Raw genomic sequence first — 18,409 nt, 5'->3', positions numbered from 1 at the left:
AGTTCTTTTATTTTGGAAAGTAGGGAGCTTGTTAAATGGCACAAGAAGATTATTATAGCGTTCTCGGTGTTGACCGGAATGCCAGTGATCAAGAAATTAATTCTGCTTACCGTAAATTAGCTAAAAAATATCATCCCGATTTGAACCATGAGCCAGGGGCTGAAGAAAAATATAAAAAGGTAAATGAAGCCTACGAAGTTTTGCATGATAAGCAAAAAAAGGCCCAGTATGACCAATTCGGCTCTGCTGGTGTCAACGGTCAAGGCGGCTTCGGCGGTGGTTCTGGCCAAGGTGGTTTTGGCGGCTTTGATGGTGACTTTGGCGGTTTTGGCGATATCTTTAACGACTTCTTTGGCGGCGGTCAGGCACGGCAAACAAACCCGACGGCGCCAACACGTGGCCAGGACCTAGATTACACCTTGTCAATTAATTTTATGGATGCAATTAAAGGTAAAAAGACACAGGTCAGCTATACACGCAGTGAAACGTGTTCAACCTGTTCCGGAACCGGTGCGGAAAAAGGTACGCATCCGGTTACCTGTGATAAGTGTCATGGCAGCGGCTATATGACAGTTACGCAGCAATCAATGCTTGGTGTTGTGCGCCGGCAGACCGTTTGTGATAAGTGTCATGGCCGCGGCGTGATTATTCAGCATCCATGTCAAACCTGTCACGGCAAGGGAACGGTTGACCGCAAAAATACAATCGAGGTTGATATTCCGGCCGGGATTGATAATGGCCAGCAGCTGCGTTATGAAGGACAAGGTGAAGCCGGAAAAAATGGCGGCCCTTACGGGGACCTGTATATTAGTTACCGGGTCAAGCCATCTAAGGACTTTGAGCGGCGTGGTACAACCATTTATACGACCGTACCGATTTCCTTTGCGCAAGCAACTTTGGGTGATGAAATCAATGTCAAAACGGTTCACGGCGAAAGCAAGCTGAAGATTCCGGCAGGTACCCAGCCGAATAAGAAGTTTACGATTAGGGGCCAAGGGGTTCCTTATCTTCGCGGCAATGGTAATGGTGATCAAGTCACAACGGTTCAAGTGCAGATACCAGAATCAATTAACGAAAAGCAAAAAGAAGCCTTAGTTGAATTTGTTAAGGCCGGTGGCGGTTCGATCACACCACAGGAAAAAGGGTTCTTTGAGCGTTTAAAAGATAAATTAAAATAGGAAAAATCCTGATACTGAATAAAAGGTATCAGGATTTTTCATACAATCATTTTATATTATTTGATGAATTTTTTTAAATTTGACCATAAATAGTGAAGACCAAATGCTGATGCGAAAGCTAAAATCCAGGTTAAAACATAAGTAATAATTATTCCGATCCATGGCATATTCATTGTGATTTTTTTGGTAAAAGTCATCCATAAAAGCTGAGACCAGAGCACGTTTGACAGGTAGGCTTTGTAAGCAAAGCCAGCGAATTTGTGAACAAAGTTTGTAAATTTTGAACCGTGACGAACTTGATACAGGCATAAAGCCGAAAATAAACCAATTACTGCTAGATCATAGATTACCATTGACGGCTTGTAATACGGTGCATTTCCTAAGTTTACCGGTAAACCAAAGGAGAATAATTCTTGATTAGTCCAGTAGAAAGTGCCCAAGAAAATTAACACTAATATTAACCAGCCTTTTTGAATTAAAGCATTGTATTCTTTTCGATACTGCCATGCTAGTACCCCAAAAACGCCATAAATTAGGAAACTAATGAATAGCCGATCACACAAGTATAATTTTTGTGCATCAGGGCCGTTAAAAATTCGTGTATCGTAAAACCATAGCCACAAAGCTGTAATTATAAGGGTTACAGCAATTATCACAAGACCCGCTTTTTTACTTTTTTCGCAAAGATGGCCAATGAACCAAAATAGTGGCATTAAAATAATAAATTGCAACATCATGGTGTTGTACCATAGATGAGGGGCGGCATTGCCGTTAACAAAATACCAGAGAAAAGACAGTAAGTCGTGGTATTTATTGACTTGCTGAACTTGCGGCATAATGAGCAAATAAAATAAAGTCCACCATATAGTGGGGATAAATAAATCATGCCAACGCATTTTCATGTACTTGCCATATGTAAGTTTTCGCTGATTAATGGTGGTACGCGTCGTGGTATATAAAATACCAAAAATAAAAGCTGGTGCCGTATATTTCACCAAATTATACAGCACACCAATTAAGATCTGGGTTTGATCGCTTAATCCTAATTTCAAGGCATAGGATAAGATTGGCTGCAGCATTACAGCAGTACAGGCACCCAGCTTTAGATAATCACCTATGTCTGGTATTGATGGTGATGCTTCGTTATTATTCATAAATAAACCTACTTTCTTGAAAGTTTGAGATTGATTCAAGAAAGGTGATCACCATCAGTATAATTGCTTGTAACTTGAGAAGCAAGTTAAATTTTAAGTCCGTATTTCTTTTCATTAACGAAAAGTTCAACTAATACATTGGCTAATTTACGGGTACGGATGTCTTCGTGTTCGGCACCCTCAGACAAATAAATCGTTCTAAATGGTGGATTAGGAGCAATGCGAGCTAGATGTAGATAGCTTCCAACTTGATGCCAAGTAACCGCAGGAATAAAACCAATGCCGATGCCACTTTTAAGCATATCCCGGATGCTTGCCGGATCATCAGATTGATACTGGTAATTAAGATCAATATTTTTCTTCACGAAATAATTATCTAAAGTGTCCCTCAGGGGTGTATTTTTAGCTAAAGTAACAATTGGCTGATTAATCAGTTCTGAAGCGGTTATGGTTTTGGCAGAAGCTGAGAACGCTTTTGCTGAGCCCACGTATATTTCTTCTGTTAAAAGTGGAATTGATAATTGGTTAAGATTACTTTTACGAGTTGAAATAATAAAGTCAAAGTTGCGAAAACTATTACCAGCAGTTATCCGCTGCGTAAAACGAACCGGCGTTTCTTTATAAATTTTTTTGATAGTATTAATTATTTCAGGAATAAATGCTGAAGCCACTTCAATTAAGAAACGAACGGGTTTTTCATTTCTTTGTACTTTAGTTACTGCTTCAACACCTGTTTGAATTTGTTCTAATCCCAGTTCAACGTAGGATAGAAAGAGCCGGCCAGAGTCTGTAAGTGAAATACCCCGGCCCTCACGTGTAAATAAAGTAACATTAAGCTCTTTTTCCAAGCCTTTAATAAGTTTACTCATAGCGGGTTCACTTATAAAGGCTTTTTTAGCGCCCTGAGTAATACTACCGCTTTGTGCAGCATAGACGAAACTTTGTAATTGTGCTAAGTTCATGATTCATGCTCTTCCATAACTTATAGTTATCATTATAAACATAAGTCATTATACAACGAGTTCTTTTCCAGATAAAATTAAAATTGAGATTGATTCAGATAATTTTGTAAGGGAAAGAAGCGAATGAGTTGAAAGCTTTATGGGTATTTCCAGGACAAGGTGGTCAATACGCTGGAATGTTAAAAGATGTTGAACCAGAATTAAAAAAGCATGTTGAAAGCCTATTGGGCTTCAACTTAACAGATTCCAATGAGAGTTATCGCGATTCTGTTCAACTACAAGTCGGTATTGAATTATTGCAGGTAGATCAGATTAATAAAATGTTTGCTGCAGGATTACAACCTGATTTGGTAGCTGGGCATAGTTTGGGGGTTTTTGCTGCCGCATACGCCGTAAAAAGTGTTAGCCAGGACGACCTTTTTCGGATAGTGGCTGATCGGGCACACTTAATGCAAACAGCTTATCCTCAGGACTATGGAATGGGTGTGGTTGTCGGTTTGACGAAGAAACAGTTAACCGAGGTTGTAAGTAAAGTTTATACAGATGAAAATCCGGTTTATGTATCAAACCAAAATTCTGCTGACCAAATTTGTTTATCTGGAAAATTGTCAGCAATTGATAAGGCAAATGAAATTGCTAAGAGCAGGGGTGCAATTATTGCTAAACGATTGCAGGTTCCAGTACCTTCGCATTCACCGTTAATGAATAAGGTGGCAAAGCAGTTAAAAAAAGAACTTCAAAATGTAAATATAGCCCGGCCACAAGGTATTTATTTAACAAACTACTCTGGAAGAGCAGTACGTACTGCGGAGCCAATACGTAATGACCTGACTAATAATTTAATTTATCCCGTTTATTTTGAGGAGATGATGAATGTAGCGCATGACTATCAACCTAATGTTATTGTTAATTTTTCACCGGGAGAACCCTTTAGAAAAATTTTAAAACAGAAATTTGGTGATTTGCGTCAAGCTAATCTTAACCAAATGAATGTTTCAGATGTTGTTTATTTATTGCATAAATGGGAGAGAGGTAATTAATATGAGTGAAGTACGTAACTGGGCCACACATCGTGAAGCAAAATCACGAAAACTGGCTCAAGCAAGTTATTTATTAAATGGTAAGTTTGCTCAGACAAAGGATGCAAAAGCCGTTTTGGAAAGTTTAATTAGTCCGGGTGACAAAGTAGTATTAGAAGGCGATAATCAAAAACAGGCAAGTTTTTTGTCTAAGACATTAGCTTCTGTGAATCCGGAAAAAGTAAATAATCTGCACATGATAATGAGCAGTATCTCAAGGCCAGAGCACCTCGATATTTTTGAAGATGGGATAGCCAGTAAAATTGATTTTTCGTACGCCGGCCCACAAAGTACAAGAGTATCACAAATGATTGCTGATGGAACATTAACAGTTGGCGATATTCATACTTATCTTGAGTTATATGCACGTTTATATATTGATTTGATTCCGAATGTTGTTTTGGTAGCTGCTGATAAAGTAGATCAAGCGGGAAATTTATATACCGGTTATAACACCGAAGAAACTCCTGTAATTGTTGAAGCAGCGGCTTTTCATGATGGGATCGTAATTGTTCAAGCGAATGAAGTTGTTGACAAAGTGCCAAGAGTAGACATTCCTGGAGACTGGGTTGACGTCATTATCCCAGCAGATGAACCGTACCAGCTTGAACCGTTGTTTACACGTGATCCACAGAATATCACAGAATTACAAATTTTGATGGCAATGATGGCAATTCGCGGAATATACGAAAAACATAGTGTGCAATCCGTTAATCATGGTGTTGGGTTTAATACTGCAGCGATTGAATTACTACTGCCGACTTACGGTGAGCAACTTGGATTAAAAGGTAAAATTGTTCCCAACTGGGAGGTTAATCCCACACCCACGCTAATTCCAGCGATTGAATCCGGCTGGATCGAGTCAATTCACTCCTTTGGCGGTGAAGTTGGGATGGAAAAATATATTGCCGCGCGTCCTGATGTTTTCTTTGTCGGCCAAGACGGAACCATGCGTTCAAACCGTGCTTATGGCCAAATGGCTGGTCAATATGCACTTGATATGTTTGTTGGTTCAACTTTGCAAATTGATCAGTATGGCAACTCCTCAACCGTTACTCATGGGCGTTTGTCAGGTTTTGGTGGGGCACCTAATATGGGTTCTAATCCAACAGGAAGAAGACATTCAACGCCAGCCTGGCAAAGTTTAAGACCAGATAATGATCCGTTAGGCAAGGGGCAAAAGTTAGTTGTTCAAATGGTTGAAACTTTTGGTGCAAATAAGAAACCAGTTTTTGTTGACGAGCTTGATGCTGTTGAGGTGCAAAAAGAGGCTAAGCTGCAAAACGCGCCAATCATGATTTATTCAGAAGATACGACACATATTGTTACAGAAGAGGGGATTGCGTATTTGTACAAGACAGATAGTATGGCAGAACGTCAGGCCGCAATTGAGGCAATCGCGGGCGTTACGCCAGTAGGATTACGTTCCGAACCGGAAACAGTTCAAGATTTGCGTAACCGCGGCATTGTTGCCTTTCCTGAAGATATTGGCGTAAACCGTAATGAAGCGACGCGTTCATTGCTGGCAGCCAAGAATATGGAAGACCTGGTAAAGTGGTCAAAGGGTCTATATACTCCACCGGCCAAGTTTCGTAGCTGGAGTTAGGTTGAAAAGTGAAAGGAGTAAAAGTTTATGGAAAAATTACACTTTAAATTTACTGCAAGCAAGCCAATTGCACACCCAGTCCATATTGGTGTAGTAGCATCTGGAGATTTAGAAATTATTATGCGGCCTACCAAACAAAAGGAATCAGAATTAAATATTGTTACTGGTAGTGATGGGTTTAAGCAGGTTTGGCAAAATGTTCTCAAACGCTTTTTTGACCGTTATCCAGTATTGGCAAACTTTGAAATTAATGATTTTGGTGCAACGCCAGGAGTTGTTAACTTGCGTCTTACTCAGGCATTGGAGGCGTTGAAAAATGAAAAATAGTTTTGTTGAATTGCACGCGCGTCAAAGGGCGATCGCTTTACTTGATAAAAATACTGGTCGTGAGTTGATAGGACCGTTTGATAACATGATTTCACCACATTTGGAACCACAAAATATCGTTCCGGAATCCGACGATGGCATCGTTATCATGAAGGGACAAATAAACAGTAAGAATGTTGTTGTTATTGCGATTGAAGGTTCCTTTCAAGGCGGTGGTATCGGCGAGGTTTCTGGTGCCAAAATTGTTGCTGCCCTTGAACATGCTTTAAAGGATAATCAGCAAGGACGTCGAATTTATCCAATTATTATTCTAGATACCGGTGGCGTTAGGTTGCAGGAAGCTAATTACGGTTTGCTGTCAATATCAGAAATACATAATATGGTTATTGCTCTTAAAAAATATGTACCAGTGATTGGCTTAGTACCAGGCCGCGTTGGTTCATTTGGTGGTATGTCGATTACTAATGCTCTGCTATCTTATGTAATTGGGACTGATAAAGCGCGTATCGGTTTAAATGGTCCAGAAGTAATTGAGCAGGAAGCTGGAGTTAAAGAGTGGGATTCGTCGGATAAGAATTTAATTTGGGATACTTTGGGAACCAAGCAACGACAAGCTACAGGAATTATTGATCAGGTAGTCGAAGATGATGTGGATGAATTTCGTCAAGCAATTACTGCTGTAATTGACGAAAAAAAGGACACTCATCGTGACATGCAAGGCGATTTTTATCTTTCGCTTTTGGATAAGCTTGATCCAAAGGAAACGTTGGATATTGCAAAATATGATCAACTGTATAAAGAGGTTAGAGTTACTCCGCACCATTTAGCTCCGGCAGTTAAAGGAACGCAAGCCGGTACTAAGTCTCGAGGCCGAAATTGGTTTGAATTGCTGACAGGAATTGAAAATGCGGTTAGCGATGTGCCAACAGTTTTACATGCTAATAAAGATGGACGTGAATATATTGCAATCGTTCCTGATGAGCATAACCTTTTCCCACGTGTGCGCCACGGCGAAGTTGGCCTTCAAGAAGGCTATACTGTGGCGAGTGTAGTTAATGATTTAATTGAACAAGATAAGGGTAAAAAAGACAAGACGCCAATCGTGATGGTTGTCGACGTCCCGAGTCAAGCATACGGTTATAAAGAGGAATTAATTGGCATCCACATGTCTTTAGCAGCTAGTGTTAGTGCCTATGCGCGCGCAAGACAATTAGGACATAAGGTAGTTGCCTTTATTCCAGGGGATGCAGTTTCTGGCGGCTTTTTGGCTCACGGTTTGCAGTCTAACAGATTGGTTGCACTTGATGATCTTGATATTACTGTTCAAGCAATGAGCAAGGCTTCAAGTGCAAGGATTACGCAAAGAACGATTGAGGAAGTTGAAGAGGCAACCAAGCATGTACCGGCAATGGCCTATGATATTGAAAATTATCAAAAACTTGGTGCATTATATAATTTGATTAAGGGTGTAAAGGGCTATGATCATGATGAAAAATCTGTTGCAATCGTAAACCAAGCAATCGATGATGCCCTAGCTAGTTTGGATAATGCTCCTGCTGACCTATCGTTCCGGTACACAAATGAAATTGCAGTTAATGGTGCCGCAGGTGGACGCAAAGCAACTAATCAGGTACGTTCATTAATGGATGAGCAATGGAACAATTAGCTCCTCATACATTACTAAAATTAAAGAGCAAAACTAGTTTGGTTGATTCTGCTGCTTTGTCAATATGGGCGAGTGCAATGTTGGCTAAAGCCCCATACGTGATTGTTAGAAGGGGCAAGCAGGATAAGCAAGTTCCTGTCGGAATTAGAGGTTTTTTGAAAAATCAGCGCTTTGCTTCGTTCATCAAGTTTAATGAGTGGTCTGAAACAATAACACCTGCTCAGGCACTGACTTTTTTACCAAATGTTAGTCCTGCGCGGATGCAATTAGCGGCATTTAAAAAATTAAAAGAAATTTTTCCTTTACTTCAGAAGTATGAATGGGGTGTAAGCGGAAGTCTACAATTTGAAATGGTTACGGGACTGCAAGTTGTAACTTCTCAGTCAGACATTGATATTATTATGTCTTGCACGAAGAATATTACAAAAGATAACGCAAACAAATTATTGAAACGCTTAGCGGAAATTAGGCCAGGCACTCATGTAGATGTTCAGGTAGTTCATGGTCAAAACGGATTTTCACTAGAGGAATTCGTGCAACATCGTTCTGATAAAATTTTGGTAAAAACACAGAATGGACCGGTCTTGGCTGAGGACCCTTGGAATTTTTTAAAATAGATAAAACCATCTTTTTACAAATGTACAAAAAGGTGGTTTTTGTCTTGAATAAACGTTCAGAAAAACCGAAGTTCGTGGCTTAATTAGTCTGTTAAAATGGCTGCTTCTATTTCTTAGGTTATATTTTATCTCCTCAGTTACCTTTGTTATAATAAACTAGATAGAATAAAGGGTGCAAATGACTTATGGACATAAAAAAATTACAAGATTATCAAAAACATATTCGTAACTTTTCAATAGTTGCACATATTGATCATGGCAAATCGACGATTGCTGACCGAATTTTGGAACTGACTGATACCGTTTCACAGCGGCAATTAAAAAATCAAATGCTTGATGATATGCCGCTTGAACGCCAGCGGGGAATTACGATCAAGATGAACTCGGTGGAAGTAAAATACCATGCTAAAAATGGGGAAGATTATATTTTTCACTTGATTGATACTCCCGGGCATGTCGACTTTTCTTACGAGGTTTCCCGCTCGCTTGCGGCATGTGAGGGAGCTTTGCTGGTCGTTGATGCTTCTCAAGGCGTGCAAGCTCAGACGCTCGCAAATACCTATTTAGCAATTGACGATGACTTGGAAATCTTACCGGTAATTAACAAAATCGACTTGCCGTCGGCTGATCCGGACAGGGCAAAGGAAGAAATAGAAGAAATGCTTGGTTTAGATGCATCGGAGGCGGCAGAAGTTTCCGGTAAAACCGGACAGGGAATTGCGGAAATGCTGGAAAAAATCGTCACCGATGTTCCGGCGCCGACTGGTGATATTCAAGCTCCCTTGAAAGCCCTGATTTTTGATTCTAAGTACGATGATTACCGCGGGGTCGTTTTATCTGTCAGGGTGGAAGACGGAACGGTTAAACCGGGTGACCAAATTCAGATTATGAACACCGGTAAAAAGTATGAGGTAACCGAGGTTGGGGTTACGAGTCCGCAGCCGGTTAAGAAGGATATTTTAATTGCTGGTGATGTTGGGTATGTTACTGCCAATATTAAGTCTGTGCGTGAAACGCGTGTTGGTGACACGATCACCGATGCTGATAATCCGACTGCAGAACCGCTGCCAGGTTACCGGCAAATCCCGCCGATGGTTTACTCGGGGATGTATCCTGTTGATAATGCTAAATATGACGATTTAAAAGAGGCACTGCAAAAACTGCAACTAAATGATGCAGCTTTAGAATTTGAGCCAGAAACCTCAACGGCTCTAGGATTTGGGTTTCGCTGCGGGTTCCTAGGTCTTCTGCATATGGACGTCGTGCAGGAACGACTTGAGCAAGAATTTGACCTTGACTTAATTATGACGGCGCCTTCGGTTGATTATCACGCAATCATGAATGATGGTTCAACCAAGGTAATTGATAATCCGTCGGATTTGCCTACTGCCGGTGAATATAAGGAAGTTCAGGAGCCTTATGTTAAAGCTGAGGTAATGGTGCCGAATGATTATGTAGGGCCGGTAATGGAGCTGTGTCAATCTAAGCGCGGTGAATTTGTCACGATGGATTACCTGGATAAATACCGGGTAAATGTTATTTACAATATGCCGCTTGCCGAAATCATTTATGACTTTTTTGATGATTTGAAATCTTCAACCAAGGGTTATGCATCGCTTGACTACGAAATTACTGGCTATCGGGCTACCGACTTAGTCAAAATTGATATTTTGCTCAACAAGGAAGCAATTGATGCCCTTAGCTTTATTGCTCACCGCGATGAAGCGCAAAAACGGGCAAGGCAAATGACCTCAGCCCTTAAAAAGTTAATTCCGCGGCAAAACTTTGAGGTTGATATTCAGGGGGCAATCGGTGCCAAGATTATTTCACGGGCAACCGTTAAACCTTACCGTAAAGACGTTACTTGGAAAATTCATACGGGTGACCCAGATCGCCGGGCAAAACTGCTGGAGAAGCAAAAACGCGGAAAGAAACGGATGAAGGCCGTTGGCCGTGTTGAGGTACCGCAGGAAGCATTTATGGCAGTTTTGAAGATGAATGATGACGATATTAAGTAAAGGCTTTGATTAAATGATCAAGTGGAAAAAACGTGAAGCAGAAGAATTAGCCCCAGAGTTAATTGAAAAATATCAGCTTAGCCCAATTACGGCTAAGTTATTTTCTTTACGGGGAATTAATACTGATGAAAAATTAGCTTTTTGGTTTGATGCGACAGAAGATGATCTAGCGGATCCCTTATTGATGCACGACATGGCTAAGGCTCTTGACCGCATCAATCGAGCAATTGATGCCGGTGAAAAAATCACGATTTACGGTGACTATGATGCTGATGGGATCACGGCCACGACCATTATGACGGAAACGTTGGGAATTTTGGGGGCCGATGTCCACTATTTCATTCCTAACCGCTTTACAGATGGTTATGGTCCTAACCTTAACTGTTATAAAAGAATTGTGGCTGACGGCACCAAACTGATTATTACAGTTGATAACGGAATTACCGGAATAGAAGAAGTGGCTTACGCAAAGAGCAAGGGCGTTGACACAATTATCACCGATCACCATACAATTCAGGAGCGGGAGCCTGCAGCGTGTGCGATCGTGCACTGCAATTACCCCGGACAGAAATATCCCTTTGATGATTATTGCGGGGCAGGTGTTGCTTATACCATTTGCCGGGGATTGATGCAGGATACGATGCCGGAACTTCTTGAATTGGCAATGATTGGCACAATTGGTGATATGGTAAAAGTTTCTGGGGAAGGGCATATTGTTGTTAAACGTGGCTTAGCGATGCTCAACCAAACGCAGCGGCCGGGTTTGCGTGCGCTGATTGAAGCGGCTGGCCTAACGCTGGGAAAAATTAATGAAACGGATATCGGGTTTAACATTGCACCGCGCTTAAATGCGGTTGGTCGGTTGGCAGATGCAAATATGGCGGTTCGGTTATTATTAAGTGATGATGAAGCTGAGGTAACGGAACTGGCGCAAAAAGTCGAAAAGCTAAATGATGAACGTAAGGCTTTAACAACCCAGGTTTACAATGATTGTCTTACGTTAATTTCTAATAATGGCTGGCAAAATCGCCAGACACTAGTAATTTATCAGCCCGATTTTCATGAAGGGGTTTTGGGTTTAGTTGCAAATAAAATTGTTGAAAAGCTGCACAAGCCGACAATTGTGTTAACCAAAAATGATACGGGCGAGATCAAAGGTTCAGGACGATCAATCCCTGGATTTAATTTATTTGATGCGCTGGTTCCATTAAAGGGTAAATTACTCACCAAGTTTGGTGGACATGACTTTGCGTGTGGCCTGTCTTTGACCGAAGCCAATATTAATGCATTAAGAACAGAATTCGAGCACAGTTTTAAACCTGCAAAAGATTTGCAGGTAAAATATTACGATATGGAATTACCGCTGCAGGATGCTCAACCAGATACTTTTGCAGAAATGATGAAAGTTGGGCCCTTTGGAACAGATAATGAGCAGCCGCTTTTTAGTATCACGCAACCGCAAATTAGTAATTTTATGTTGATGGGCAAGGATAAGAGCCATGTACGCTTTAATGTGGCAAAGGCCGGAGGCAAGTTGCAGGTGGTTGGCTTCAATAAGGCTTATCTGACAAACAATTTATTGCCGTTTGTCAATCAATTGTTTGTGCAGTTATCATTGAATCATTTCCGTAATAAGGTCACGCTCCAGGGAATAATTGAAGATATTACCTTTGCGGCTCCTAAAATGGTTGCTCCGGCACCGATTGTTGACCTACGCCAAGAAAAATATGTAATGGGCTTTGCGGACCGCTACTTGTTATTTGATGAAAAAAATATTTCGGCAGCGGAGGCGAATTATGGTCTTTCTACCGATCAGTTGGAATTGGTAAGTGACTATTCCGGTCAGAATGAGGTTGCGGTTTTGCTTGATGTGCCTCATAATCCGATTGAATTAGATAAGGCCTTGGAAAATAGTTATCAGCAGCTCTATTTACGTTTTTTACTTGATCAGTTGCCAGTTAGCAAAATTCCCGACAAGTCAGCTTTTGGCAAAGTTTTGAAGTATGTATACAAGCACCCGACGTTAAAACCAGCGGATTACCGCATGGTTGCACCATACTTGAGTCTTGACTACGATAGTGTTTTATTCATTCTGCGTGTTTTCTTTGAATTAGGCTTTGTGCAGCTGAAACATGAAAAATTGGTTGGGGTGCAGCATCCCGTTAAAAAGCCGTTAACAGCATCTAACTATCTTAAGTCTGTTCGTTCACAACTTGCTTTTGCTACTAAATTGCGCAATATGCCGCGTGAAGAATTGCTTGATTATATAAGTAGCAAAATAAACTAGTCAAAATCAGTGCTTTTACTGTTTTTAATTAAAAAGTCTGCTACAATAGACAAGTCAATTGTGTTTGCTGTCAGAGCACATAAATTAATGGGGGTTTTTCTTCTTATGACAAATGTTTTTAAGGAACACATTGCAAGTGTTCAAGACTTTCCCAACAAAGGGATTGTTTTTCGGGATATTACACCACTTTTGCAGGATGGTGAACTTTATCGTAAGGCCACGCATGAATTAGCCGAATATGCGAAGAGCAAAAAGGCCGATGTGATCGTTGGGCCTGAAGCGCGGGGCTTCATTGTCGGTTGTCCGGTAGCTATTGAACTGGGAATCGGCTTTGTTCCGGCACGCAAGCCGCATAAATTGCCGCGCGAGGTTGAACGGGCGTCTTATGATTTGGAATATGGTTCCAATAGCCTAGAAATGCACAAGGATGCAATCAAACCTGGTCAGCGTGTTGTTGTGTGCGATGATCTGCTGGCAACGGCGGGAACCTTACGTGCTTCCAAGCAGTTAATTGAAAATCTTGGTGGTAAGTTGGTTGGCGCAGCTTTTTATATTGAACTGCCCGATCTTAAGGGCCACGAAAAATTGCCTGATATTGATATTTATTCACTTGTTCAATACCATGGTGCTTAAACGAAAGTGTCTTGAAAAAATAGACGATAAAAACGAAAAACCGCTAGAATTCTCAAATTCTAACGGTTTTTTAGATGTTTTTTATTTTTAATCTATCTAAAACCATATAAAATACAGGTAACTTCGTGTAATTGTTCCAGTTTTGGTTAAATTTACCGTATAAATTGCTCACAAAAATCTGTATAATAAATAGTAGTTGATTTTACGATAAAGTATAAATATGGAGGCAATCATGAATCAACAAATTAATGTGCTAACAACCACCGACTTGCACGGCTTCATCTCAGCAGATGGCCCGCAACCAGCGCTCAGTTTGTTAGGCTTGAAAAAAAAGTACCCTAATTCATTATTAATGGACAGCGGGGATTTCTTTGTTGGCAATCCGTTGACCACTTTTTTCTGTGATCAATATGAAGTTTCACCGTTAGTTAAATATGCTAACGAAATGGATTTTGACGTGATGGTACCGGGAAACCATGATTTCGATCACGGAATTAGTTATCTAAAGCGGCAAGTTGCCCAGTTAACGGCTGATTACGTTTGTTGTAATGTTTTTTCAGAAACTGGCGAGTTGATCTTTAAGCCATACGCAATTAAGAAAATTGCTGGGATAAAGATAGGGGTTATTGGCCTGCTAACCAGTCAAATGTCGATGATTAGTGATTATCCGGTCACTCAAGGCGTAATTGTTAAGGATGCGTTGCCGGAATTGCAGAAGCAAGTGGCTGCATTGCGCGATCAGGTTGACCTGGTTTTAGTAGGCTATCACGGCGGCTTGGAGCGTGACTTGGCAACCCACAATGAGATTAATTATGCGACTGGTGAAGATGAAACTTTCAAACTGGTATCTAATACACCGGGAATTGATGGCTTCAGCTGCGGTCACCAGCACCGGGTTAACCAGGGCCACATCAACCAGACTTTGGTTGTCCAATGCGGCTATAAGGGTAGTCATTTTGGTCATTTAACTTTTACCCTGAATGACCAAAATGAAATAGTTGAACGTTCTGAAGAAGTAATCGCGACGACCGCTTTGCCGCAGCAAAGCCGGGCATTCTATGATCCGGCAGCTTACGAGGAATGGCTGAGGCAGCCGCTGGACTTGGATCAATTGCTCAAGTTTTTACAGGATAAGTTTAATCGTAACCATATGGGTATTTTTATTAATCTGAAGGGAACAAGCAGGCAAGAAGTGATTGATTCCTTCACTATTCCTTATGGTGTAAGAATTTATCATTTAAATAAGGCAGAATACCCAAAGTTCGCAAATCATGATTGGACAATTAAGCATGAAGATTATCCAAGCGGTGCGCAGGACTTTGTGCTTATGACTAATTCGTATGATGTACCAGATTACCGGTTAACTGATCAATTTGTAGATAATATTTTTGACGAATATTCGTATTATTTACAAAATCAATCAGCAAGAGTTTAAGGAGTAAGAATTAATGGGATTTGTGGGAATTATTGTAGTCTTAGCGGTGCTTTACTGGGCAAGTTTTGACCGGAAGAGTATTGACTACAAGTCGATTATTTATTTGTTTATTACGGAAGTTGTTTTGTTGTTCCTGATGCTAAAGACTTCTTTAGGAAATTGGATTCTGCAGGGATTGTCCGGCAGTTTGAACATTATTACCGTTTCCAGCAGTAAGGGGGTTAATTTCGTCTTCGGCGATTTGACCAATCCTGGTGCTACCTCGCAGTTCTTTTTGAACGTGTTGTTGCCATTGATCTTTATCTGTGCGATTATTGAATTATTACAATATCTGCGGATTTTACCATTTATCATCAAATATGTAGGAAAAGTATTAAAAAAGCTCTTCCATATTGATGAAATTAACGCTTTTACAATCTTGAGTTACCCGTTTGTCAGCAACGGTGTGTTTGTGCCGTTCAAGGACCAGATGCAGACGATGAGTCCTAATCAGCTGTTCACCTTAGCCATGTACACCATGTCTAACACTACGGTGACGATGATTGCTTCCTACATGCACATTATTAAGTCGGAATATATCATCGTTGCCTTGGTGCTGAACCTGTTTTCATCAATTATTGTTGCTAAAATCGTGGCACCATACGATATTTCAGAAGTGCACTACGAAATTTCGACCAAGAGTACTAACAAGAAGTCACTGATTACCCGGTTAATGGACAGTATGAATCTCGGTTTCAAGTTAGCCATTAACATTTCGATTTCAATTATCGGGTTTGTATCCTTGATTACGTTTATCAACATTATTTTCAAGTCAATTTGCGGAAAAACGTTAACCTCAATCGTCGGATACATCTGTGCTCCGATTGCTTTCTTGATGGGAATCGATGTGCATTCAATTGTCAGTGCCGGAACGGTGTTAGCAACCAAAGCCTTCACTAACATCTTCGTTGCGATTAACGAAATTAATATGCACGCCGTTAGTTTGAAGACACAGGCAATTGTCAGTGTCTTCCTGATTTCTTTTGCTAACTTGCCTAACTTAGGTACTACTTTGGGCATCATGCACACAATGGTAGACGAAGAACACGGCGAGGCGATTGCTAAGCATGCTTTACGTTTGTTCTTAGTTGCAACTTCTGTCAGCATCATTAATGGTTCCTTGGCAGGTTTGTTCTACTCATTTTAAAAAATAATTTCTATAAAATACAGTCATGGTTAAAATTAGTCAGGACCGTATTTTTTTGTTTAAAAATCTAATTTTTTTCAAGACATTTTGTTATCTTGAAACCATATCTTTTTACAGTCTATAGCTTTTTCTTTATAATCGAATGATGTTGTTTTTAAAAAGGAGAGGGATAACTGTGAAACTTAGACAAGCAACAGCAGAAGATTTTGCACAAATTATGGCAATTTTACAGGATGGTGCCAATCAACTGGCCGAAAGCGGGGTAAACCAGTGGCAGGGTGATTATCCCTCAGCACAGCAAATCAAGGAAGATATTGAAAATGGTTGGGCTTACCTGGCAATGGCAGATGACGGCCAAACAATTGGGGTGCTTTCGCTTGTAGCGGGTCCAGATCATTATTATGATGATTTGGACGGGAAATGGTTAATTTCTACCGACAATTATTTTGTAATCCACCGGGTCGCAATCCATTCAAAACATGCGGGTAAGGGTTATGCAACTAAGCTTCTGGTGAGTGTTATTAATTACATTGCTGCTAGTCATCCCGATGTCGTTTCAATTAGGATCGATACCCATGAGGATAACAAGGCGATGCAGCACCTGATTAATAAAATGGGCTTTAAACGTGTAGGCACACTGCAGGGTATTTACCGTGATGACGAGGTTTCGTATGTTTATGAGCTATTGGTCCACTAAAGATAATTTTTAGAACATTAAAAAAAGAGGGCATAAATTGATGATGTCCTCTTTGATTTTTATTTAGTTGTTGCAGAAGCTTCAAAGTCAGCAAATATCCAGGTTAGAATAAAGGTAACTACGAAGCCGATTGCAACGGAAATAAGTGCATTAACTACGTTCATTGGATTTTTCCCAATAAAAACAGCGAAACTGGCAAGTCCAGGAGTTCCAGGTGTGTAGCGAACAACGCCCTGCAGGCCAGCATAAAGCCCTCCGACTGCTCCGCCTGTCATAACACAGTACAGTACATTTTTAACTTTAAGAGTGACTCCAAACAAAGCTGGTTCGGTAATTCCAAGCAAAGCAGTAATTCCAGCGGATGACGAAATTTGTTTCATTTTTGAATCTTTGCTTTTGAGAGCAACAGCTAATGAAGCCGCACCTTGACAAATGTTTGAAACAAAGCTGCCGGGTCCCATTATTGCTTCATAATGATACGTTGCATATGATTGAACGACAAGTGGAGCAAAACTCCAATGCATCCCTGTCATTACAAGCAGCGGGAATAATCCACCCATTAATGTCGGTACAAGCCAAGGAATATGACTGTTTAAGAAATTAAAGATTGCGGCTAAGAAGTTGCCGATGTAAGAACCAATTGGCCCAAAGATAAAAAATGTCAGAGGGATAACGATTAATACTGTCAGCAGCGGTTTTAACAAAAATTTCACTGCCTTAGGCGAGACCTTGTCTGCAAATTTTTCAACATAGCTCATAAACCAAACTGCTAAAATTGACGGAATAACGCTAGATGAGTATGAAACGAGCGGCACAGACAAGCCGAACAATGAAATTGCCGTCTTTTGGGCAACCATCCCCGTAAAGGTGGGATGGATCAGTGCGGCTCCAACCATGCCTGCGATAAACATGTTAGTTTTCAGTTTCATGGCTGTTGAAATTGCCACGAAAACCGGTAAGAAATAAAAGCCGGCATCCGAAACAAAACTCAAAAAGACGTAGGTTGGTGACTTGATTGTCAAAATATTAGCAAAATTCAGCAATACCAGTAATGCTTTAAGCATTCCGGCAGCAACCAACATCGGAATGATTGGGGTAAAAATCCCGGAAATCACGTCGAAAAGCCTGTCAACCCACGTTGCGTCACTCTTTTTCTTATTTTCTTTTGTTGTCTGCGGCTTTGCTGCAAGCAGCTTGTCTAGCTCTTTTTTAAAGTGCTCGACGTTTGTACCAACGATAATTTGGTACTGCGCTCCACTTTTGATTGCATCAATCACGCCAGAAATTTGCTTTATTTTTGCTAAATCGATTTTGCTATCATCAACCAGTGTAAACCGTAATCTGGTAGCACAGTTGGTCAGCCCGCTGACATTTTTACTTCCTCCCACATCATGCAGTATTTCTTTTGCTGCTGTTTTGTAATCCATATTTATGTCCTTCTTTCTAAAATATGTCTACATATATTTTTATCACACCATTAATTAAAAAAGCAATAATTATTTAATAAAATATTATAACTTATTTTATTTAGCTTTTCCTTACTAAATTTCACTAAAAAAGCACT

At 40.5% G+C, this 18,409-nt stretch carries 15 protein-coding genes; 12 read left to right on the top strand and 3 right to left on the bottom strand.

All coding sequences use genetic code 11. The features are described from left to right. The first annotated feature begins 35 nt into the window (after positions 1-35). Complete coding sequence (dnaJ, locus tag PT285_RS06545) at positions 36-1,178, top strand: molecular chaperone DnaJ (protein WP_277148891.1); 1,143 nt, start codon at positions 36-38, stop codon at positions 1,176-1,178. Between the two features lie 56 nt (positions 1,179-1,234). Here dnaJ and PT285_RS06540 read toward each other — a convergent pair whose 3' ends face one another. Both PT285_RS06540 and PT285_RS06535 read right to left on the bottom strand, forming a co-directional pair. After that, complete coding sequence (locus tag PT285_RS06540) at positions 1,235-2,332, bottom strand: acyltransferase (RefSeq protein ID WP_277150643.1); 1,098 nt, start codon at positions 2,330-2,332, stop codon at positions 1,235-1,237. A gap of 86 nt (positions 2,333-2,418) precedes the next feature. After that, positions 2,419-3,294, bottom strand: a complete 876-nt coding sequence (locus tag PT285_RS06535) for a LysR family transcriptional regulator (RefSeq protein ID WP_277148889.1) — start codon at positions 3,292-3,294, stop codon at positions 2,419-2,421. Between the two features lie 128 nt (positions 3,295-3,422). Between PT285_RS06535 and PT285_RS06530 the strand changes: the two genes are divergently transcribed. From PT285_RS06530 to PT285_RS06480, 11 genes are all read left to right on the top strand, one after another. Then, complete coding sequence (locus tag PT285_RS06530) at positions 3,423-4,334, top strand: ACP S-malonyltransferase (RefSeq protein ID WP_277148887.1); 912 nt, start codon at positions 3,423-3,425, stop codon at positions 4,332-4,334. Position 4,335: 1 nt separating this feature from the next. Further along, the gene (mdcA, locus tag PT285_RS06525) at positions 4,336-5,979 is read left to right on the top strand and encodes a malonate decarboxylase subunit alpha (protein WP_277148885.1); all 1,644 of its coding nucleotides are present in this window, start codon (positions 4,336-4,338) and stop codon (positions 5,977-5,979) included. Between the two features lie 27 nt (positions 5,980-6,006). Next, positions 6,007-6,306 (top strand): malonate decarboxylase subunit delta, encoded by a 300-nt coding sequence (locus tag PT285_RS06520; protein WP_277148883.1) that lies wholly within the window; start codon positions 6,007-6,009, stop codon positions 6,304-6,306. Then, positions 6,296-7,972 (top strand): biotin-independent malonate decarboxylase subunit beta, encoded by a 1,677-nt coding sequence (gene mdcD / locus PT285_RS06515; RefSeq protein WP_277148881.1) that lies wholly within the window; start codon positions 6,296-6,298, stop codon positions 7,970-7,972. Before PT285_RS06520 ends, mdcD begins: the two co-directional genes overlap by 11 nt. Beyond that, the gene (locus tag PT285_RS06510; protein WP_277148879.1) at positions 7,960-8,589 is read left to right on the top strand and encodes a malonate decarboxylase holo-ACP synthase; all 630 of its coding nucleotides are present in this window, start codon (positions 7,960-7,962) and stop codon (positions 8,587-8,589) included. The genes mdcD and PT285_RS06510 overlap by 13 nt, the downstream gene beginning before the upstream one ends. A 185-nt stretch (positions 8,590-8,774) precedes the next feature. Continuing rightward, the gene (gene lepA, locus PT285_RS06505) at positions 8,775-10,607 is read left to right on the top strand and encodes a translation elongation factor 4 (RefSeq protein ID WP_277148877.1); all 1,833 of its coding nucleotides are present in this window, start codon (positions 8,775-8,777) and stop codon (positions 10,605-10,607) included. Positions 10,608-10,623: 16 nt separating this feature from the next. After that, complete coding sequence (gene recJ, locus PT285_RS06500; RefSeq protein WP_277150641.1) at positions 10,624-12,894, top strand: single-stranded-DNA-specific exonuclease RecJ; 2,271 nt, start codon at positions 10,624-10,626, stop codon at positions 12,892-12,894. A gap of 105 nt (positions 12,895-12,999) precedes the next feature. Then, positions 13,000-13,527, top strand: coding sequence for an adenine phosphoribosyltransferase (locus tag PT285_RS06495; RefSeq protein WP_277148875.1), 528 nt, complete (start codon positions 13,000-13,002; stop codon positions 13,525-13,527). Positions 13,528-13,759: 232 nt separating this feature from the next. Then, positions 13,760-14,962 carry a bifunctional UDP-sugar hydrolase/5'-nucleotidase gene (locus PT285_RS06490; protein ID WP_277148874.1) on the top strand — a complete coding sequence of 401 codons (1,203 nt, stop codon included), beginning with the start codon at positions 13,760-13,762 and terminating at the stop codon, positions 14,960-14,962. A gap of 13 nt (positions 14,963-14,975) precedes the next feature. Next, a complete protein-coding gene (locus PT285_RS06485; protein ID WP_277148872.1) occupies positions 14,976-16,148 on the top strand; it encodes a nucleoside transporter C-terminal domain-containing protein in 1,173 nt (390 codons plus the stop codon). 175 nt (positions 16,149-16,323) lie between these two features. Then, positions 16,324-16,845 (top strand): GNAT family N-acetyltransferase, encoded by a 522-nt coding sequence (locus tag PT285_RS06480; RefSeq protein WP_277148870.1) that lies wholly within the window; start codon positions 16,324-16,326, stop codon positions 16,843-16,845. 59 nt (positions 16,846-16,904) lie between these two features. Here the strand turns inward: PT285_RS06480 and PT285_RS06475 are convergent, their stop codons facing one another. Further along, positions 16,905-18,272, bottom strand: a complete 1,368-nt coding sequence (locus PT285_RS06475; protein ID WP_277148868.1) for a PTS transporter subunit EIIC — start codon at positions 18,270-18,272, stop codon at positions 16,905-16,907. Positions 18,273-18,409: the final 137 nt, after the last annotated feature.

Source organism: Lactobacillus sp. ESL0791 (genome assembly GCF_029433255.1).
Lineage (GTDB): Bacteria > Bacillota > Bacilli > Lactobacillales > Lactobacillaceae > Lactobacillus.
Note: the sequence above shows the minus strand (reverse complement) of the source record. Positions and strands in the feature narration are given on the sequence as shown.

Coding starts and splice junctions, on each gene's coding strand:
- lepA (WP_277148877.1), top strand. CDS start 8,775: ATGGACATAAAAAAATTACAAGATTATCAAAAACATATTCGTAACTTT.
- PT285_RS06475 (WP_277148868.1), bottom strand. CDS start 18,272: ATGGATTACAAAACAGCAGCAAAAGAAATACTGCATGATGTGGGAGGA.
- PT285_RS06510 (WP_277148879.1), top strand. CDS start 7,960: ATGGAACAATTAGCTCCTCATACATTACTAAAATTAAAGAGCAAAACT.
- mdcA (WP_277148885.1), top strand. CDS start 4,336: ATGAGTGAAGTACGTAACTGGGCCACACATCGTGAAGCAAAATCACGA.
- PT285_RS06535 (WP_277148889.1), bottom strand. CDS start 3,294: ATGAACTTAGCACAATTACAAAGTTTCGTCTATGCTGCACAAAGCGGT.
- PT285_RS06540 (WP_277150643.1), bottom strand. CDS start 2,332: ATGAATAATAACGAAGCATCACCATCAATACCAGACATAGGTGATTAT.
- dnaJ (WP_277148891.1), top strand. CDS start 36: ATGGCACAAGAAGATTATTATAGCGTTCTCGGTGTTGACCGGAATGCC.
- PT285_RS06520 (WP_277148883.1), top strand. CDS start 6,007: ATGGAAAAATTACACTTTAAATTTACTGCAAGCAAGCCAATTGCACAC.
- PT285_RS06495 (WP_277148875.1), top strand. CDS start 13,000: ATGACAAATGTTTTTAAGGAACACATTGCAAGTGTTCAAGACTTTCCC.
- PT285_RS06485 (WP_277148872.1), top strand. CDS start 14,976: ATGGGATTTGTGGGAATTATTGTAGTCTTAGCGGTGCTTTACTGGGCA.
- mdcD (WP_277148881.1), top strand. CDS start 6,296: ATGAAAAATAGTTTTGTTGAATTGCACGCGCGTCAAAGGGCGATCGCT.
- PT285_RS06490 (WP_277148874.1), top strand. CDS start 13,760: ATGAATCAACAAATTAATGTGCTAACAACCACCGACTTGCACGGCTTC.